The sequence below is a fragment of the Lacrimispora xylanisolvens genome, assembly GCF_002934545.1.
Taxonomy (GTDB): Bacteria; Bacillota; Clostridia; order Lachnospirales; family Lachnospiraceae; genus Lacrimispora; species Lacrimispora xylanisolvens.
Window position 1 is genome coordinate 458,596 of record NZ_PTJA01000002.1, and the last position, 19,358, is coordinate 477,953.

Sequence of the window (19,358 nt, forward strand, 5' to 3'; positions counted from 1 at the left end):
GGAAAACAGGATGAGTCAGGAACCTTTATTAAAAGTGGAAGATTTAAAAGTTTCTTTTCATACCTATGCAGGAGAAGTACAGGCTGTAAGAGGCGTGTCCTTTGATGTAAAAGCAGGAGAAGTGTTAGCCATCATCGGAGAGTCAGGCTGTGGCAAAAGTGTTACATCCAGAGCGATTATGTCTCTTGTCAGAGGTCCCCAGGGGGAAATCAAAAAGGGAAGTAAAATTCTCTATGAAGGAAAGAACATATTAGAAATGAATAAAAAGGAGCAAAGAGCCTTTCGTGGCGGTGAATGCTCCATGATTTTTCAGGATGCCTTAGTTTCGTTAAATCCAACCATGAAAATCGGAAAACAGATTATCGAAAATATCGTACAGCATAAAAAGATAAGCAAAAAAGAAGCCAGACAGGAAGCCATTCAGTTATTAGAAGCAGTTGGGATTCCCAATCCTGAAAAGAGAATTGACCAGTATCCATTCGAATTTTCCGGCGGTATGAGGCAAAGGGCCATGATTGCCATTGCAATTGCCTGCAATCCTAGGATTTTAATTGCAGATGAGCCTACCACAGCTCTTGATGTGACGATACAGGCACAGATTATGGAGCTGATTAAAAGTCTGAAAGAGAAACGAAATACGGCTGTTATTTTAATTACCCATGATTTTGGAGTTGTGGCAGGTTCTGCCAATCAAGTTGCCGTTATGTATGCGGGGCAGGTGATTGAAAGCGGGTCAAGAGATGAGATCTTCTACAATCCACAGCATCCATACACCTTAGCGCTTCTTGGCAGTGTGCCAAAATTAGAGTGGGCAAATAAACAGCTGTTACAGACAATTAAAGGAACGCCTCCAGATCTTATTTCTCCTCCAAAGGGCTGTGCATTTGCAAAACGCTGCAATTACTGTATGAATGTCTGCCTGGAAGAGATGCCTGGGACAACTGATTTTGAAGCTGGCCATCATACACGTTGCTGGCTGCATGATCAGGAAGTACCAGAGTCTGTTAAGAAAATGTTCTACGATGACAGAAAGATCATAACTGATAACGAAAATGATGTTACAGCAGTTGAGGGTGAATAAAATGAGTAGTCATGATATTTTAGAAGTAAAACATTTAAAGAAATATTTTAATGTGGGAAAGCATGATCTTTTAAAGGCGGTAGATGATGTTTCTTTCACCATAAAAGAAGGCGAAACCTTAGGCCTTGTAGGCGAATCCGGTTGTGGAAAGACAACCTGCGGCCGTACGGTTGTTGGAATGTACCGCGCAACAGATGGAGAAGTATACTATAAGGGACAAAATGTACATAAATTAAAAGGCAAAGATAAAAAGGCATTTAACAAAGATGTCCAGATCATTTTTCAGGACCCCTATGCGTCTTTAGATCCCAGAATGACCGTTGCGGAAATCATTGGGGAAGGGATTGAAATCCATGAACTGGCGAAAACAAAGCAGGAAAAAGAGGAAAAGATCGCTCATCTGTTAGAATTAGTGGGTTTGAATAAAGAGCATGCCAACCGCTTTATCCATGAATTTTCAGGCGGTCAGAGGCAGAGGATCGGGATTGCAAGAGCGCTTGCGGTTGAACCTAAATTTATTATGTGTGACGAGCCTATTTCAGCACTAGATGTATCCATTCAGGCACAGATTGCCAATATGCTGATTCAATTTCAGAAAGAAATGAAGCTTACCTACCTGTTTATTGCCCATGATCTGGCAATGGTAAAGCATATTTCAGATCGTATTGCCGTGATGTATCTGGGCTCGATTGTGGAACTGGCAGATTCGGAAGTACTTTACCGTCATCCGTTCCACCCTTATACGGAAGCATTAATGTCGGCGATTCCCATTGCTGATCCTAAAATTGAAGATTCCAGACAGAGAATTATGTTAGAAGGTGATGTGCCAAGTCCCATTAACACACCGCCAGGCTGTAAATTCCAGGGCAGATGCCGGAAAGCAATGGATCAGTGTAAATGTGATGCGCCTGAATTAAAAGAAGTAGAACCGGGACATTTTGTTGCCTGTCACTTATATAATAAATAGGTTGAATATAATGGAACGTTTAAAGACAGTGGGATTGGATTTTTATAAATGCCTGAAATACAGCAGTATTATCAGCGGCATCTTAGTGGTGGTTGTTGGTGTAAGCAGTTTTGTAATCTCAAGAGGAAATCTGATGGCTGCTCTGGAAAACATGAAGGCAATTTTGTTTGCTGCCGGAAGCATTGGACTCATTATGGGGGCAGTGTCAATTTTAAGAAAAGACCGGGAAAATGAAAAAGACTGGTTGGAGTGGAAAAAGAGATTTAAAATATTTTCTTACAGGGTAGCAATCAGCATTATGAGTATAATTATTTTGTTATATGGTTGCATAATAGATGAGCTATTGTTTATGTTAAATCATTAAATAATGGGATTAATAAGGCGCTTGCGGTATTTTATAAATGCTGCAAAGCGCCTTTTGTCAATTTATTAAATTATCAGTAGTTTATGTCAGATACCCATTTTACCCTTAATATGAGGATTGTGGTAATAAGTGCAGCCATATAATTGGAGAACAGGTTCCCCCAGAATACCGAATAAAAGCCCAGAACATGTTCGGTTGCCAATATAAATATGTAACGCAGAAGCCATACCCGCAGCAGGCTGATAAAGAGCGTGATCCGGGTTTTCCCCAGACCGATAAAAGCGCCCTGCTGAACCATACAGATACCAAAGCCAATTACGGAGTAGGTATAAATATGAAGTGCCTGATTTGCTACAGCCAGAACAGAGGCATCTCTGGTAAACAGTACCGTAAGTTTCGATGACAATGGGACCACCAGAGCGATTAAAAGTGCAGCAGTAATGGCACTTATGATACACCCATCAAAACAGGCTTTTTTCGCCTTCTCCGGCTGCTTGGCTCCGATATTCATGCTGACCATGGTAGTGACTGCAGAACCGAAAGAGGAGGGCAGTATGAAACATATGGAGGTTATGTTATTAGCAATTCCCTGCCCGTTTAATACAACAGCCCCGTATTTTTCCACTTCATTGTTGATCAGGAAGAAGCCCAGGTTGAGCATCAGACTGGAAAGCATGGCGGGAAAACCGATTCGCAGCAAGGTGTGAATGATAGACCAGTCAAACCGGAAGCCGGACAGGACAAAACGTTCTCCATTTTTTTTGATAAACAATTCAAAATACATCCATCCTGTAATTAAAAAGTTGGATGCCAGGGAAGCCATGACGGAACCTACAAGACCCCAGCGGAAAACTGCAATAAAGAGGGCGTTGAAAATAATTTTTAAAATCAGCATGATCACCATCCGGACAAATGTATCCTCCGGCTTGCCATTGGCATTTTTTATGGAGTTATAGATTGATTCCATAAAGGAAAACGGTGTCACACAGGCGTTCAATGCAAGATAAAGAAAGACATTGCGGGAAATTTCTTTATTTACATGGGCAGATATGGGAAATGCTAAGGCAACTAATATTGGTGCGAGGAAAAAGCCCAGTAAAAAAGTAAATACAATGATCTGAGTGGAAATCTTCCGGCTGTTTTTAAAGTCTCCGTTTCCATTGGACTGGCCGATAATGGCCATTCCAGCCACGCTCACTCCCTGGGCCAGGGCAGAGACCATGTTTACAATCGGGGTGCAGTAGGTGACGGCACTTGCCGCATTGGTTCCTACCAGATTGTTAAGAAACAAGCCATCGATAACTGGTATTGCGGATTGAATAAGACCCATCATCAGGGTGGGAATGGAAAGAAATAAAATGGTTCCAAAGACGGAGCCGTTGAGAATGAGATCCCGCCGCTGCTCGGTGCTTTGCTTTAAAAAGTTTGAATTCATGTCGGTTCACCTGATTTAGTAGATTTGCGGTAGAGTTTTCAGTCAGTACCGTACAAAATTAAAATATACTCTTGGGGGATAGGAAAGTCAAACAAAAACGAATACTTTTTTCTAAATGATAATTGAAAGTTGCCCCCAATCCGGGTTACATTTGCTCTTTTATCCATTTATGGCATCTAGTGAGGCATTCATAGTTCATTTTCAACCATATGCCTCATTTCTTAGATTTTTAAATCTTCTCTAACACGATTCGGGGTATTTTTAGCAACATATATTTATTTACTCCCTGTCGCATTCAAATTGCGTGGCGTAGATAAAATCTTTTTAATCCCTCTGCCCCGTTCCTTTGATTTTATAATCCTTTCTATATCATTTGAGGCATAGCATTAGATAGGTATCTGCCTATGCCCTCAATAAATATAACATAACTTAAGCTACATTTATAACATCTTTTTTCGAGTCAGCCTTTATTACAATGAAGATATTCCCTGATAAAACATATAATACAAGTTGATATGAAATCATAAAGATTTCACATCATTTTGCAACACTCCCCTTTTGTCAATTTATTAATTATCAGTAGTTTATGTCAGATACCCATACACATTTTACATTCCACCAGAATACCGAATGAAAGCCCATACATGTTCGGTTGCAATATAAATATGTAACGCAGAAGCCATACCCGCGGCAGGCTGATAAAGAGCGTGAGTCACGTTTTTCCCAGACCGATAAATGCTCCCTGCTGAACCATACAGATACCAAAGTCGATTACGGAGTAGGTATAAATATGAAGTGCCTGGTTCGTGACAGCCAGAACATGCCATCGATAACTGGTATTGCGGATTGGATATATACTCTTGGAAGATATAAGTCAAACGAAAACTTTTTTAAAGGGGCGTTTATGTGAGGTGGTTGTTCCTGGTAATTATATTGAATTTGTATTAAATGCACATATAATTATAAAACAATTGAAAAATTAATTACAATAATCACAATAAAATAAATAAAAGAAATTTGTACATATAAAAAATGCCTGTCTTTTCAGGGAAAGAAATCTTTGATATAATAAAAAATGCCATATATCCGGAAATACCACACCGGCTTCATGGTAATGCTTATTATAAAAACTGGAAAGAGGATAAGGGATGAAAAAATCTTCGAAATTATCAGTTCGTATGTTTCTTCTCCTTCTGCTGTGCGTAGTCATGCCTCTGGCAGGGCTTTGCTTTTATGTGCGTGCCAGTATGGAACATTTTATTCAGGAAAAACTGAGTGAAAAAGTCATTCAGAATATTTCCAGAGGAGAGCGAAATATCTGTGATAATTTACAGGATATAGCTGCGTTAACCAATGTCTTTGTATATGACGAGGAGCTGCAAAGGCGCATAACTGATTCAAATACCTCCGAATACGACAATACGAAGTACTTTGACCAGATGGTACATAAGCTGAGCATAGCCAGTGGATTTGATTTTGTTCAGGATATGAAGATTCTTTTGTTTGACAATTATGGCAGAGTCTACTCCAATTGGAGCATGAATTATCAGGATTACCAGTTTCTCCTGGATCAGGATTGGGTAAAAAAGAGCAGGGAGAACGATGGGCATATTGAATGGGCAATGTTTAATCCTGCCTATATCGTTGGTGAACAGAAAAACCAGACCTATATTTCTCTGGCCAAATCCCTTCTTAAGGACTATACCACGGGAAGTGTGATAGGAACTCTTATCATCAGCATTGACCAGAAAAAATTCAGTGACCTTTTGATGGAATACGCTTATGCGGGTGATATTGCCTATGTCTGCGTGGGAGAAGGAACCATTCTTTTGCAAAATGACATCAGCGGAGTTGTTCGTGATGAGGATTTAAGGAATCTATATCAGGAGACGGCGGAGAAAAAAAGCGGGAGTCTACGGTATCATACTGGTGGAGGAAATTTCCTGATTAGTTATTATACCATACCGAAGCCATGGGTGTTTAATGATCAGCAGATGAAGGTCTTTCATTTCACCAACTACCAGGAAGTGACCAATCAAATGCAAATGATTCAGTTTCGAATGAACATGATACTCCTGATTGTCTTATGTGCGCTGGTGCTCATCCTGTACATATCTATCAGGATGATGGTGAAACCCATTGTCAAGCTTAGCGGTCAGATGGAAAATTATACACTGAATATGGATTTGGAGGATATTGATATGGAGCGGTCCGATGAGATCGGCCGGTTAAACCGTTCCTTTCGGCAAATGTCTGTCAACATCAGCGGTTTGTTTGAACAGCTTAAAAATGAGCACGAGGTAAAGGAAAAGTACCGGTATGAATTCCTCCGTGCACAGCTGAATCCTCATTTTTTATTTAATACATTATCAACCATTCGTTGGATGGCAATTATAAGGGGCGCAGATAATATTGTGGACGGTATTGATGCTCTGGCTCATATCTTAAAATACAGCATGAGCAGGGAAAACTGTCTGGTAACAGTGTCAGAAGAGGTAGAAAATATCAAAAATTATCTTTATATCCAGAACTGCCGCTATGGAAACCACTGCAGGCTGGAAATAGATCTGGAGGATGATATTCTGAATTTAAAAACAGCTAAATTTATCCTTCAGCCTATTGTGGAGAATGCTATTATCCATGGATATGACAAGGATAGAGAAGAAATTCTGATACGTATTTACGGTTTTACAGAGGAGGGCAGCCTTAACATCTATGTGGAGGATGACGGAGTGGGTATTTCCCCCAATGTTATCAGGCAGTTTGAGGCATCCAGAAAGGATCGGATAAAGGAGAGCAAGCTTACAGGAATCGGGATTAAAAATGTAGATGAGTATATCCGGATTACATTTGGTAATCAGTATGGACTGACCATAGAAAACCTTAAAACCCGGGGGACGGTGGTATTGTTCACTCTTCCGGTAATCAGAGAGGAGGAAACAGGGCATGAAGAGAGTAATGATTGTGGATGATGAAGTTTTAGTGCGCCTGGGAATCCAGTCATTGATCCGATGGGAAAACTACGGATACCAGATTGTTTGTGATGCATCCGATGGGGAAGAAGCGCTTCAGAAGATCAGGCAGTATCAGCCGGATATCGTTCTCACAGATTTAAAGATGAGCCCAATGGATGGTTTTGAACTGATCTCAGAGTGCAGGGAAAAATATCCCAATATCCAGTTTATTGTCTTAAGCAGCTATAATGATTTTGACAATGTGAGAACTGCCATGAAAATAGGGGCATTTGATTATGTTTTTAAATTGACAGTAAAGCCGGAGGAACTGTTGAAAATTATGAACGAGGCCACCTCTCACGGGAAGGGAGCGGAGACGGCACAGGAGGTCTCTACCCTGTCGGAAAGGAATTTAGAAGTTATAAAAAGGGGACTGTTTAAAAGAATTATAAACTCAGAAACTTTTTTAAATAAAAACCTGGAAGAAATGATAAAACTACCCCTGACTATAAGTTTTGACCAACCCTTCTACGTTCTCTCTGTTACCATCGATGATTTTGATGTGGTAAGAAAAAAAGGAGATTTCATGGATTTGGAGCTTTTGATATTTACCATGGATAATATTCTTGGAGAGTTGTTCGGACGTCATCACCGGTATGAGGTGTTTCAATATGGAGAATACGATTTTGCTGTAGCTGTAAACCGGGAAGAAAAACAGAATTATGAGACCTTTTTTACGGAAATGGAAAAGGAGTTTGGTATCTTTGTCAACTGCTCCAGGCAGTATTACGGTCTTGAGGTGAGTGGTGCGTTAAGCAGAGAATGTCAGGGGATCCAGGAACTGAAAACTGCTATTACCCAGAACCGTGAAACGCTGAAGATGCGCTTTTTCTCAGAATCAGGAAAGCTCCACTTATATGAAGCGTGTAGCAGGGAAACAGTCGTTTTGCCTTCTGAGTATGATAACTCCGCCTTGGAAAGTTTGACAGCAGAACACGACTTTTATGGAATCAGAAAATTTATGGAGGGACTTTTTGGCTTTTTAAAAGAAAAAAATCGTTGGGAGCCGGAAGAAATTCGCTATCTGCTGAGAAAATCCTATGGAACCCTGTCTGCAGCCTTTGCCCGACGCAGAGTTGATATTGATATGTTTTTGGATAAAAATGGATTGAATATGGAAGCTTCTATCAGTGATTATACGTACCTGGAAAAAATCAGGCAATCTGTATTAGAACTTGTGGAACTTTATAAAAAAGAGTATGAATCAAATAGCGGCAGGATTTTGAGAAAAGAGGTTGCCGAAGCGAAGAGCTTTGTAAGAAAACATATGAAGGAAGAGTTGCAGGTGGCAGATATTGCGGCCCTGGTGAATATGAGTGGGAGTTATTTTTCTCATATATTTAAAAAGGAGGAAGGTATTAGTTTTTTGGAATATGTTTACCGGGTGCGAATGGAACATGCCAGATACTTACTGGAAAGCAGCGATTTAAAGGTGAACGAGATCGCGGACGAAGTTGGTATCGTTAATCCCAATTATTTTAGCACTCAGTTTAAAAAGAGTGTGGGACAATCCCCTCTGGAATACCGCCAGGCTCAATTAAATAAAACAGAAGAAAATAGCAGGATCTGAAAGAAAAACAGCAGGATTTTAGAGCATTGACAAAAATGAAAGATTAAGGAGCGGAAAATCGAAAGAATTGGGAGAAAGACAGCAGGCGGGGGGATATCTCTTACCTGCTGTTTTTGTTATAGTATAGACAGCTGTTACAGTTTGGTCGTGTCATTATTATTCAGTAATGGGGTCGAACTGCAATCAAATTATTGGAGGAAGGTATAATGAGAAAATGGAAGAAATTAGGGGCTTTGGGTATGGCATCTCTCATGGCAGTGTCAGTGATGACAGGTTGCCAGGGTAGTCAGAAAACGCAGCAGGCAGCCACATCTGCAGATACTGTAAAAACGGAGGGAGCGAAGACGGAGGGGGAAAAGACAGATAACCCGGCCCCCGTGGTTTTGCGGATGTGGGGAGGTGTTCCGGCAGAAGCTGGCCCTCAGGCAGTTTGTGATAACTTCAACCAGCTTTATAAGGACAAGGGGATACAGGTTGAGTATGAACGATTTGTAAATGATGATACAGGAAATTTAAAGCTGGAGACAAATCTTCTCTCAGGAGATGGAGTAGATCTTTATATGACCTACAGTACCGATGCTCTCACAAAGCGGGCGGAAGGAAACATGGCACTAGATCTTTCAAAGCTGATCGCCCGGGATAATTTCCAACTGACAAACTATTTTGGAACTTTGGCTGAGGCATATTACATTAATGGGAAACCCTATTCCATTCCAACAAAGCTTGATCAGTATGGAATTGTATTAAACCAGGACATGTTTGAAGCAGCGGGAATTGAAATTCCTACGGAATGGACGTTTGATGAATTCAGAGAGATTGCCAAAAAGCTTACTCATGGAGACGGACAGGATAAGGTATACGGAATGTTCTGGAATTCCCAACAGGATTTGACTTACCTTTTTACCTATCTGGCAGCCCAGACCAATGGCGGGGATCCTATGTATAAAAATGATAAGGAAACCAGCTTTGACGACCCAGTGGTAATTAAATCCGTTGAACTGATTAATAACATGATGAATGTAGATAAAACATCCCCTACACATACGGACTCTGTGACCCAGAAATTATCACAGGAAAGCATGTTTTTAACAGGAAAATCTGCCATGACGGTGGGCCCGTGGATTGTAAGAAGCATAAAAGACCAGGCCAGTTATCCTCATGAATTTAAGACAGCTTTTGCTCCATATCCGGTGGTAGAGAAAGGGCAGAGAAAGTACACACAAGGAGGTTATGGAGATCATTTATGCATTAATCCCAAGTCACAAAATATTGATGCAGCATGGGAGTTTGCTAAGTGGTATGCGACAAAAGGAATGCTTCCTGTGGTAGAAGGAGGACGGGTACCTGCTTCAAATACCTATAATGCTCTTGAAGTAACAGAGGCATTTGTTATGGGTGCTGAGAATTATCTGGATGCAGAAACCACACAGAAGATCCTTATAACACCAGCCGATAATTACGCAGTTCCTTCTATCACGAATCATATTGCCGAGGTAAAGAAAATAGCAGTCGAAGAATTGGAAGGGATCTTTATCGGAAAGCAGACGGTTGAAGATGGCATGAAAAAGGCCAAAGCAAGGGCAGATGAGCTTTTGCAAAAATAATCAGAGATAAGATTCCCGGAGCTGCCGAAAATGAGACGGCAGCTCCGGGAAAATAAAAAGAGAGGAGGGAATCATTGACATGAAAAAAATCAGGCTTAGCAAACAGTTAAAAATAGATTTGACAGGCTATGCTTTCATACTGCCCAATATTATCGGTGTATGTCTTTTTACCTTGTTTCCTATGATCTTTTCCCTGATTATCAGTTTTACGGACTGGGATTATACGAAAGGAATTGGAAACTGGAACTTTATTGGTCTTACGAATTTTGCTGAAATGTGGCAGGATGAATGGTTTACCAGTTCTCTGATTAACACCATAATTTTTGCGGTGGGAGTGGTGCCAGTGACGGTATTTCTGGCACTGATACTGGCGGTCATCATTGATAAATACTGTGTTGCCAGACTTCCCATGAGGCTGGCGCTTTTTATGCCTTATATTTCTAATATTGTGGCAGTAGCCATAGTATGGGTGATGATGTATTCTCCCTGGGGACCATTTACTCAGCTGGTAAAGCTCTTCGGCATGGAGAATCCTCCCCAGTGGCTGGGAGATACAACATGGGCCCTTCCGGCTCTGATGCTAATGACCGTATGGTCCGGAGTGGGTTATTCAAATATGATCTATACGTCGGCACTTCAAGGGCTTCCGCAGGATGTTTATGAGGCTGCGGACATTGACGGAGCGAATGAAATCCAAAAGTTTTTCAGACTTACGATTCCGTTTCTGTCACCAACCACCTTTTTCTTAATTATTACTACATTTATCACTTCCTTCCAGGTGTTTGCTCCGATCCAGATTATGACAAGGGGCGGCCCAGGAACGGCTACCAATGTGTTGGTGTACTATATTTACACCTCAGCCTTTACCTTCTATAAAATGGGATATGCCTCCGCCATGTCATGGATCTTATTTTTAATTCTTTTTGGCATAACAATGTTTCAATGGGCAGGGCAGAAAAAATGGGTCAGTTATTAAAGGCAGGAAATACCCTGCGGGTATCCCTGTATGCCCAAAGGGCGTGGGCAATAAAGAGGAAACACCCTGCGGGTATCCCTGTATGCCCAAAAAGCGTGGGCAATTAAGAGGAAACACCCTGCGGGTATCCCTTTATGCCCAAAAAGCGTGGGCAATTAAGAGGAAACACCCTGCGGGTATCCCTTTATGCCCAAAAAGCGTGGGCAATTAAGAGGAAAGTAGGCGGATGAAATGAAGAATTATAAACGGATTATCTTAAAGGTTCTGTTTACCGCAGTCATAGGGGTTCTGGCTTTCTCCATGATAACACCGTTTTTGTGGATGATTTCGGCATCAATGAAGCTTCCTATGGATGTAATGAAGCTGCCGATCGAATGGATACCAAAGTATTTTTACCCGGATAACTATAAGAAAGTGTGGAATGTAGGTGGGCTGGCAGCAAGGGATTATCATTTCGGTCTTGCATACTGGAATTCCATAAAGATCGCAGCGATTAATTTAACGGGATCTGTGCTTACCAGTACACTGGCAGGGTATGCTTTTGCCAAAATAAAGTTCAGAGGGCGAAATGCTCTGTTTCTGATTTACCTTGCTACCATGATGATCCCCAGCCAGGTAACGCTAATCCCCAAGTTTGTTATGTTTAACAAAATGGGGCTGACCGGAACCCACTTAACCCTGATTTTGCCGGGACTGATTACTATAACAGGCACATTTCTTATGCGTCAGTATTTTATGCAGATTCCGGATGAACTGAGGGAGTCTGCAAGGGTGGATGGTGCCCATGAATTTCTCATCTGGCTAAAGATTATGGTGCCAATTGCCAAGCCTAACATGGCATCTCTGGCTATGGTGGTGTTCCTTTGGAACTGGAACAGTTATTTAGAACCGCTGGTGTTTTTAAGCGACTGGAGGTTGTATACAATTCCCATTGCCCTGACAAATTTTATTGAAGAAAGCGTGACGGAATATAATTTGGTCATGGCAGCAGCAGCCTCTGCCCTGGTTCCGGCTTTCCTCGTATTTTTACTTGGGCAGAAATTTCTTGTCAAGGGTCTGGTGGCCGGCGCGGTGAAAGGTTAAGGTTGATAATATGAAATACATAATAGAAAACGAGAGAAAAATACCAGTAGTACGTGAAGTGGATGTGTTGGTACTGGGCGGTGGTCCGGCCGGAATTGGCGCGGCGGTTGCAGCAGCAAGGGAAGGCGCGGTAACTATGGTGGCAGAACAGACGGGAGATGTAGGAGGAATTGCGACAACGGGTCTTATGAGTCATTGGACGGGAAAAACAGAAGGGGGACTTTATGAAGAAATTCTAAGTCGTTCCGCAGAATTAACAGGAGAAGGACGGCAGATCATTAATCCGGAGCGTTTAAAAACAATTTTCCTGCGCATGCTTACGGAGGCAGGAGTTTACCTCCGGCTGTACTCCTTTGCCAGCGATGTCATTATGAATGATCATGTGATTCAGGGAGTCGTTCTGGAAAGCAAATCCGGCAGGGAGGCTGTACTTGCAAAGATTGTCATTGATGCTACTGGTGATGGAGATATTGCTGCCAAGGCAGGCGCACCTTATTTTAAAGGCAGAGAAAGCGACGGGCTTATGCAGCCGGCTACGATTATGTTTAAGGTGGCTGGCGTAGATGAGGAAAGAGCCGTTTTTCCAGGTGGGTTTGAAGAAAGCTTTTCCCTCCCTGACGGGGATTTACAGGAGCTTGGGAAAAAACATCTGCCAGGTCCTGCGGGACATGTGCTTTTATACAGAACAACGCTCCCAGGAATTGTGACCTGTAATATGACCAACTGCACCGGGGTCGACGGAACAAATGTGGAGGATCTTACGAAAGCAACTCTGGTCTGCAGAGAGCAGATGGATGATATTGTTGTTTTTCTAAAAAGATATGTCCCTGGTTTTGAAAATTGCTATATTATCAGTTCAGCTTCTCTGATGGGAATTCGGGAAACCAGGCATTTTAAGGGGGAGGAGACTATAACAGAGCAGGATATTTTAGAGGCCAGGGTATTTGATAACTGGGTGGTAACAAAGGCAAACTTTAATTTTGATGTACATAATTTAACTGGAAATGGACTTGATGAAACCGGCTGTCAAAAGCATTTTCCACAGATAAACGGATATACCATTCCTTACGGTTGCTTTGTGCCTTTGATAATTGACAATCTATATCTGGCGGGAAGAAATATTTCAGGAACCCATATGGCTCATTCCAATTATCGCGTTATGCCCATTTGCGTCAACATGGGGCAGGCGGTAGGCATTGCCGCATCCATGTGTGCTGCCTCCAAAGTGGTTCCCAGATTTCTTGAAGTAAAAAAAGTACAAAACCGTCTAATGGAACTGGGGGTGAGTCCGTGATAGTCTGCCAATATGATTTTGTAGTAGTGGGAGGCGGCATGTCTGGTGTCTGTGCAGCCATAGCCGCCGCCAGAAGAGGCGTGAAAACGGCTTTGGTTCATAACAGGCCAGTGTTAGGGGGAAATGCCAGTTCTGAAATACGGATGCATATCTGTGGGGCAGATCATCATATGTCGGCTCCTAATGCAAGAGAAACCGGAATTCTGGAAGAAATACTTTTAGAAAACAAGCTCAGAAACCCGGAAATGGTATACCCTATTTTTGATTCGGTTCTATGGGAAAAGGTTCATTATCAAAAAAATCTCACTCTTTATTTAAATACCCATATGACTGAGGTTCTATGTGATGGTGACAGGATTGAAGCAATATGCGCTTTGCAAATGACAACGGAAAAATCCTTCTGCATTCATGGCAGCTTGTTTTTAGATGCAACTGGAGATGGCGTTCTGGGAGCCAAAGCCGGAGCGGAATATCGGATCGGCAGAGAGAGCTGTTCTCAATATGGAGAGTCCCTGGCACCGGAAAAAGAAGATCCTTATACCATGGGAAATTCTCTCATGTTCAAAGCCAGAGACATGGGGCATGAGGTGCCCTTTATAAAGCCCTTCTGGGCTAATACCTATACAGAAGAGCAGCTTAGGCTTCGGGACCACAGTGACATTACTTCCGGTTATTGGTGGATTGAGTTGGGAGGCGGAGAGCATGATGTGATTTCCCAAGGGGAAGAACTTCGTGATGAACTGCTTAAAGCCGTGTTTGGTGTGTGGGATCATATTAAAAACGGCGGGGAACACGGAGCGGAAAAAATGGAATTAGAATGGGTGGGATTTCTGCCTGGAAAAAGGGAAAGCCGACGGCTTATGGGCGATTATGTTCTGACAGAAAAAGATTGTCTGGAAAGCACCCGGTTTGATGATGCCGTAGCCTATGGAGGGTGGCCCATGGATATCCATACGGTGGAAGGCTTTTTGAATGAGAGCGACGTACCTACAGTATGGAACCAGGTTAACGGCATGTATTCCATTCCTTACCGGTGCCTGTATTCAAGAAATATCCGGAATCTGTTTTTGGGAGGCAGGGCTATCAGTTGTTCCCATGTGGCATTTTCCTCTACAAGGGTGATGGGAACCTGTGCGGTAGTAGGCCAGGCGGTTGGTACAGCTGCTTCCATGGCAGTAACAAGAAATCTGGAGCCAGGAAAGCTCCTGGATTATGTGGAAGAACTACAGCAGGAACTTCTAAAAGATGACTGCTATATTCCCTGTGTTATTAACAAAGATCCTGCTGACTATGCCAGACAGGCGGTGGTGACAGCAGACAGCCACATTCCGGGATGCGATCCGGAAAAAGTGATAAACGGAGTGGCAAGAACGGTGGAGGAAGAGACAAACTGCTGGCGTGCACCCATAGAGAGCCGTCCATCTATTCTTCTTTCTCTTCCTGAGAAAATGCCCATCCGGGAGATTCGTCTGACTCTGGATTCTAATTTAAGCAAAGAAATCACTCCGTCCATAAATCAGAGTGTTCTGTCCAGGCAGAAGTCCGGGCCGCCACAGGAACTGTTAAAGGAATACGAAGTGAATATTCTTCTAAATGGAAAGGTTGTGAAGCATATGGCAGCCCAGTCTTATGGACAGAGGCTCCAATGTCTTTTCCCTGGCAGTATAGACGGAGATGCTGTACAAATCAACGCGATTTCCACATACGGCAGCAGAGACGCAACAATTTTTGAAGTGAGAATTTATTAATTAAAAAAAGCTGTGCCTTCTTCAGGGAAAAAGATTCCAGGAGAAGGCTTTTTTTTGTACGGTAGTAGAAATATCCCCCTGCTATTTATGCCGTTTTACAGCCTTGAGGACTCCGTTCTGGATAATAACAAAAATAAGTATAAGAAACACCATTGACAATATCACTAATTAGTGATATATTAAAACTATGAAAAAGAACACAATATCTTATGGAAAAGAAAACGATACCAATTTAAAAGCATTTATTGGACTCAGCAGAACAACCCAGGCACTTCACAGAAGAGCGGGTGCCATTTTTAGCCAGGGAGGCCTTACATCAGCGCAGTTTGCTGTGCTTGAGGCATTGTACCACAAAGGCGATTTGACAATTAACGAGATTATCGACAGTATACTTTCTACCTCCGGTAATATGACGGTGGTAATTAACAACTTAGAAAAAGATGCCATGATAGAAAGACATCCCAATCCAAATGATAAAAGGTCCTGTATTATTGCAATCACGCAAAAGGGGATAGAAAAAATTGAAGAGATCTTCCCCAGGCATGTGGAAGATTTAGCAGAGAGTTTTACAGGACTGAATGAAGAGGAAAAGGAAATGTTAGTGCATCTGTTAAAAAAAATAAACACAAGGAGTGAATCAAATGAGCAAAAAAATAAAGGCAATTGAAAAAATAGGATTTCAATGGGGAATGGACAGTCCGTTTCTGGCATGTATGCATCACAAGGATCAGTTCCCGGCAGGGAATGAAGTGCAGGGACCTGCGGTTTCGTTAGCAGGAAGAAATATGGGCAATGATTTTTCCGGAAAAGACGGCTTTAGTATGTATCATGGAGAAAAGGTTCCGGGATTTCCAGTTCACCCTCACCGTGGTTTTGAGACTGTTACCGTCGTACTGGAAGGAATTGTTGACCACTTTGATTCCAAGGGGGCAGAAGGACGTTATGGTAACGGAGACGTTCAGTGGCTGACTACCGGAGCAGGATGCCAGCATGTGGAGATGTTCCCGCTGATTCATCAGGATCAGGAAAATCCCCTGGAGCTGTTTCAGATCTGGCTGAATTTACCGGCGAAGAGTAAATTTGCAGACCCGGACTATAAGATGCTCTGGGCAGAAGAGATTCCAGTGATCAGGCATACCAGTGAAAAGGGAAAGACAGCAACCATCCGTTTAATTGCTGGTAAATACGAAGACAAAAAGAGCCTGGAGCCGACGAAAAATTCATGGGCGGCAAAGGAAGAAAATCATGTGGGAATCCAGCTTGTCATACTGGAGCCTGAGGCAGAGTTTCAAATCGCTGCAGGTTCTAAGACCTTAAACCGTAACCTGTATTTTTATAAGGGGAGCAGTTCCATCACCATTGACGGCAGGGATATTGATCCTTCTACCCGCATCAAGCTTTCAGGAGAAGATGAAATTACTGTGGTGAATGGAGATACAACCAGTTACCTTTTACTCCTGGAAGGGGAACCAATTAATGAACCAGTCGCACAATTTGGACCCTTTGTTATGAATTCCGAACAGGAAATACGAAAGGCATATGAGGATTATCAGAGAACACAGTTCGGAGGCTGGCCATGGCATGATGATGAGCCGGTTCATGAAAGGGAGATGGGAAGATTTGCCCGTTATCCAGACGGTAGTGTGGTTAAAAAGTAATGATTATCAGATAGATAGAAGGAGCGTTTACGGTATATGATTCATATACTGCGGACGCTCCTTTAATCAGATTTAAAAGTTAAAATCTAATTTTTTGTAACGATTGGTTGCGTAAAAGAACTTGCCAGTTAATGGCTATTCTATATTATATCTGCTAAAATGAAACTATCAAATTAATTGCGTAGTAAAAAGGAGATATCATGAAATTATCTGAGAAAATCCAGTATTTACGAAAAGAGAATAGCTTTACACAAGAACAATTAGCGGAGCAATGTAATGTGAGCCGGCAGGCAATTACTAAGTGGGAATCAGATATTTCCATACCGGAAACGGAAAAAATAGTTCTTTTAAGCAGATTATTTAAGGTTTCCATTGATGCTTTGCTGAGAGATGAGATTGATATTGATGGGGTAAAAGAAGTTTCTTACTGTGGAAAGAGTCTGGAAATAGAACTTAATAGTGGATTATACGAAGGCGCTTTAATTAAGGAAAGTATTACTGACGAAAACATTCTTGACCTGATGGAAATAAAAAAAGTAGAGTTATGGAAGACTGGAGGAAAAACAAAATACTGGACTGTATTGTTTTTTTCTTCAAAACTCAAAAATTTCCCCGAAGAAATTTCAAAAGTAATGAAATCAGGTGATACATCAGACGAAAATTGGTTTGTAGATTTCAAGTCTGACGGAATTAAGTATATCGTTTTCAAGAACCTGATATTAAATTACAGAATTGGAAATCAGGAAGAAAAACGGTTAGTATGTGAACGCTGCAGGGAATTGGGAATTCCGGATAATCAAATGCAATGGTCTGAATGAATTAAGGAGTATTTGCCAAATGAAAATCTCCATTTTGTAAATACTCCTTTTTGATAACATTACAATTAAAACTTAATCTTCTTCTCCAGCAACGAAATTCCCTGATACAAAATTGCAGAAACAATACAAAGAATCACAATACTCATCACAACCAGATCCATCTTAAACACCTGGCTGCCATAAATAATCAGATATCCCAGCCCCTTATTCGCTGCCAGGAATTCTCCAATTATTACCCCAACCAGACAAAGCCCGATATTCACCTTCATATTACTGATAATCAGAGGAACAGATCCCGGAAGCAGCACCTTTAACAGCACATCCTTTTTATTCCCTCCCAGGGAATAAATCAGCTTAATCTTATCCGGATCCGTCTGTGAAAATCCAGTATGGAGTGTCATGATGCACCCAAACACAGCAACAGAGATGGAAGCAACAATAATCGTCTTGATATTATTCCCCAGCCATACAATCAATATAGGAGCGAGCGCTGATTTTGGAAGACTGTTTAACATCACCAGATACGGCTCCAGAACTTCCGATATGCTGCGGCTGGACCAGAGGAGAACGGCAATCAGGAATCCGCACACAACCACCAGCACAAAGCTGACCAGTGTTTCCATGACGGTGACTCCGATGTGCATGAAGATACTTTTATCCTTTACCATTTCAAGAAAGCAGATGGTAACTCTGGAGGGGGAGCTGAAGATAAAGTCATTGATGATGCCCAGTCTGGCACACAGCTCCCATACAGAGAGCAGAAGAACCAGCAGCATGAAGCGCCATACTCTTACGTTTCTGCGGTGCAGTTTCTCTTTTTCAATAAATGCCTGCTGAGCTAACGTAGGGTGTGTCTCAATCATGATTTTGCAGCTCCTTCCATACCTGATTAAAATAAACGGAGAATTCCGGCATATTTCTGCGGTCCAGAGGCCGGATGTTCTCACTGCCGAAGGAGATGGGAACAACAGCCTTGATCCTGCCAGGTCTCTTTGTCAGGACGATTACCCGGTCTGCCACACTGATGGCTTCAGAAAGGTCATGGGTAATCAGAATAGCAGTTTTATGAGTACTTTTTATGATTGTACTGATATCGTCGCAGACGGAGAGTCTGGTCTGATAGTCTAAAGCGGAGAATGGTTCATCTAATAATAGAAGGTCCGGCTCCAGTGCCAGGGTGCGGACCAGAGCAGCACGCTGGCGCATACCGCCGGACAATTCGGACGGTCTTGCATTTTCAAAACTGCCAAGACCGTAAGTATGAAGCATGTTATGAAGCTTCTCTCTGGAACTGCTGTTTCGTTTCTTCTGAATTTCCAGTCCAAGCTCAGCATTTCCCATTATGGTGCGCCATTCAAAGAGATGGTCACGCTGCAGCATGTAGCCTATATTAACGCCTGATTCAGACTTCGGTACGCCGTCGATTAAAATGTCGCCCTCATCGGGAATCAGCAGTCCGCATAAAAGTGATAACAGGGTCGATTTCCCGCAGCCGGAGGGACCGACTACAGCAAGGAATTCCCCGTTGTCAGCAGTAAAGGATATATTGGAAAGGGCCAGTGTCTCACCCTCAAGGGAATGATAGGAGTAACTGAGCCCGGAAACTTCCAGTTTTGGTTTCATGGGTCCTCCTTATTTGACAGAACTAACTCTGATATAGTGTTATAATATGTACAAATAAAGGGATTGTGAAGAAAACTTTGTCCTCTCTCGTAATCGAAACAATTTAAGAAATTCGAATAATAT

The 19,358-nt window shown here is 42.1% G+C and carries 16 protein-coding genes; 13 read left to right on the top strand and 3 right to left on the bottom strand.

Features of this window, described 5'->3' with window-relative positions; all coding sequences use genetic code 11:
• Positions 1–10: 10 nt before the first annotated feature.
• Genes BXY41_RS05450 through BXY41_RS05460 form a run of 3 tightly spaced genes read left to right on the top strand, consistent with a single transcriptional unit; the run spans position 11 to position 2,412 of the window.
• On the top strand, positions 11–1,081 hold the full coding sequence (locus BXY41_RS05450; RefSeq protein ID WP_104435515.1) for an ABC transporter ATP-binding protein: 1,071 nt from the start codon (positions 11–13) through the stop codon (positions 1,079–1,081).
• 1 nt (position 1,082) lies between these two features.
• Positions 1,083–2,048: an ABC transporter ATP-binding protein gene (locus BXY41_RS05455; protein WP_170072223.1), complete on the top strand. Its 966-nt coding sequence runs from the start codon at positions 1,083–1,085 to the stop codon at positions 2,046–2,048.
• Positions 2,049–2,058: 10 nt separating this feature from the next.
• Complete coding sequence (locus tag BXY41_RS05460) at positions 2,059–2,412, top strand: hypothetical protein (RefSeq protein ID WP_104435517.1); 354 nt, start codon at positions 2,059–2,061, stop codon at positions 2,410–2,412.
• Positions 2,413–2,485: 73 nt separating this feature from the next.
• On the opposite strand, the gene BXY41_RS05465 is transcribed toward BXY41_RS05460, so the two are convergent.
• Positions 2,486–3,847 (bottom strand): MATE family efflux transporter, encoded by a 1,362-nt coding sequence (locus BXY41_RS05465; protein ID WP_104435519.1) that lies wholly within the window; start codon positions 3,845–3,847, stop codon positions 2,486–2,488.
• Positions 3,848–4,995: 1,148 nt separating this feature from the next.
• Between BXY41_RS05465 and BXY41_RS05470 the strand changes: the two genes are divergently transcribed.
• From BXY41_RS05470 to BXY41_RS05515, 10 genes are all read left to right on the top strand, one after another.
• Positions 4,996–6,819: a cache domain-containing sensor histidine kinase gene (locus tag BXY41_RS05470; RefSeq protein ID WP_104435521.1), complete on the top strand. Its 1,824-nt coding sequence runs from the start codon at positions 4,996–4,998 to the stop codon at positions 6,817–6,819.
• Positions 6,794–8,431 (top strand): response regulator transcription factor, encoded by a 1,638-nt coding sequence (locus BXY41_RS05475; RefSeq protein ID WP_104435523.1) that lies wholly within the window; start codon positions 6,794–6,796, stop codon positions 8,429–8,431. The genes BXY41_RS05470 and BXY41_RS05475 overlap by 26 nt, the downstream gene beginning before the upstream one ends.
• A 206-nt stretch (positions 8,432–8,637) precedes the next feature.
• Positions 8,638–10,035 (top strand): ABC transporter substrate-binding protein, encoded by a 1,398-nt coding sequence (locus BXY41_RS05480; RefSeq protein ID WP_104435525.1) that lies wholly within the window; start codon positions 8,638–8,640, stop codon positions 10,033–10,035.
• A 79-nt stretch (positions 10,036–10,114) separates the two neighbouring features.
• On the top strand, positions 10,115–11,011 hold the full coding sequence (locus tag BXY41_RS05485) for a carbohydrate ABC transporter permease (RefSeq protein WP_104435527.1): 897 nt from the start codon (positions 10,115–10,117) through the stop codon (positions 11,009–11,011).
• Between the two features lie 231 nt (positions 11,012–11,242).
• Positions 11,243–12,094 carry a carbohydrate ABC transporter permease gene (locus BXY41_RS05490; protein WP_104435529.1) on the top strand — a complete coding sequence of 284 codons (852 nt, stop codon included), beginning with the start codon at positions 11,243–11,245 and terminating at the stop codon, positions 12,092–12,094.
• A 10-nt stretch (positions 12,095–12,104) separates the two neighbouring features.
• Positions 12,105–13,388: an FAD-dependent oxidoreductase gene (locus BXY41_RS05495; protein ID WP_104435531.1), complete on the top strand. Its 1,284-nt coding sequence runs from the start codon at positions 12,105–12,107 to the stop codon at positions 13,386–13,388.
• Positions 13,385–15,136, top strand: coding sequence for an FAD-dependent oxidoreductase (locus BXY41_RS05500; RefSeq protein ID WP_104435533.1), 1,752 nt, complete (start codon positions 13,385–13,387; stop codon positions 15,134–15,136). The genes BXY41_RS05495 and BXY41_RS05500 overlap by 4 nt, the downstream gene beginning before the upstream one ends.
• 187 nt (positions 15,137–15,323) lie before the next feature.
• Positions 15,324–15,803, top strand: a complete 480-nt coding sequence (locus tag BXY41_RS05505) for a MarR family winged helix-turn-helix transcriptional regulator (protein ID WP_104435535.1) — start codon at positions 15,324–15,326, stop codon at positions 15,801–15,803.
• Positions 15,778–16,794 carry a pirin family protein gene (locus tag BXY41_RS05510; RefSeq protein WP_104435537.1) on the top strand — a complete coding sequence of 339 codons (1,017 nt, stop codon included), beginning with the start codon at positions 15,778–15,780 and terminating at the stop codon, positions 16,792–16,794. Before BXY41_RS05505 ends, BXY41_RS05510 begins: the two co-directional genes overlap by 26 nt.
• A gap of 200 nt (positions 16,795–16,994) precedes the next feature.
• Complete coding sequence (locus tag BXY41_RS05515; RefSeq protein ID WP_104435539.1) at positions 16,995–17,612, top strand: helix-turn-helix domain-containing protein; 618 nt, start codon at positions 16,995–16,997, stop codon at positions 17,610–17,612.
• Between the two features lie 65 nt (positions 17,613–17,677).
• Here the strand turns inward: BXY41_RS05515 and BXY41_RS05520 are convergent, their stop codons facing one another.
• Together BXY41_RS05520 and BXY41_RS05525 are read right to left on the bottom strand one after the other, a co-directional pair.
• Positions 17,678–18,475, bottom strand: a complete 798-nt coding sequence (locus BXY41_RS05520) for an ABC transporter permease (protein WP_104435541.1) — start codon at positions 18,473–18,475, stop codon at positions 17,678–17,680.
• Complete coding sequence (locus BXY41_RS05525) at positions 18,468–19,235, bottom strand: ABC transporter ATP-binding protein (RefSeq protein WP_104435543.1); 768 nt, start codon at positions 19,233–19,235, stop codon at positions 18,468–18,470. The genes BXY41_RS05520 and BXY41_RS05525 overlap by 8 nt, the downstream gene beginning before the upstream one ends.
• Positions 19,236–19,358 lie beyond the last annotated feature (123 nt).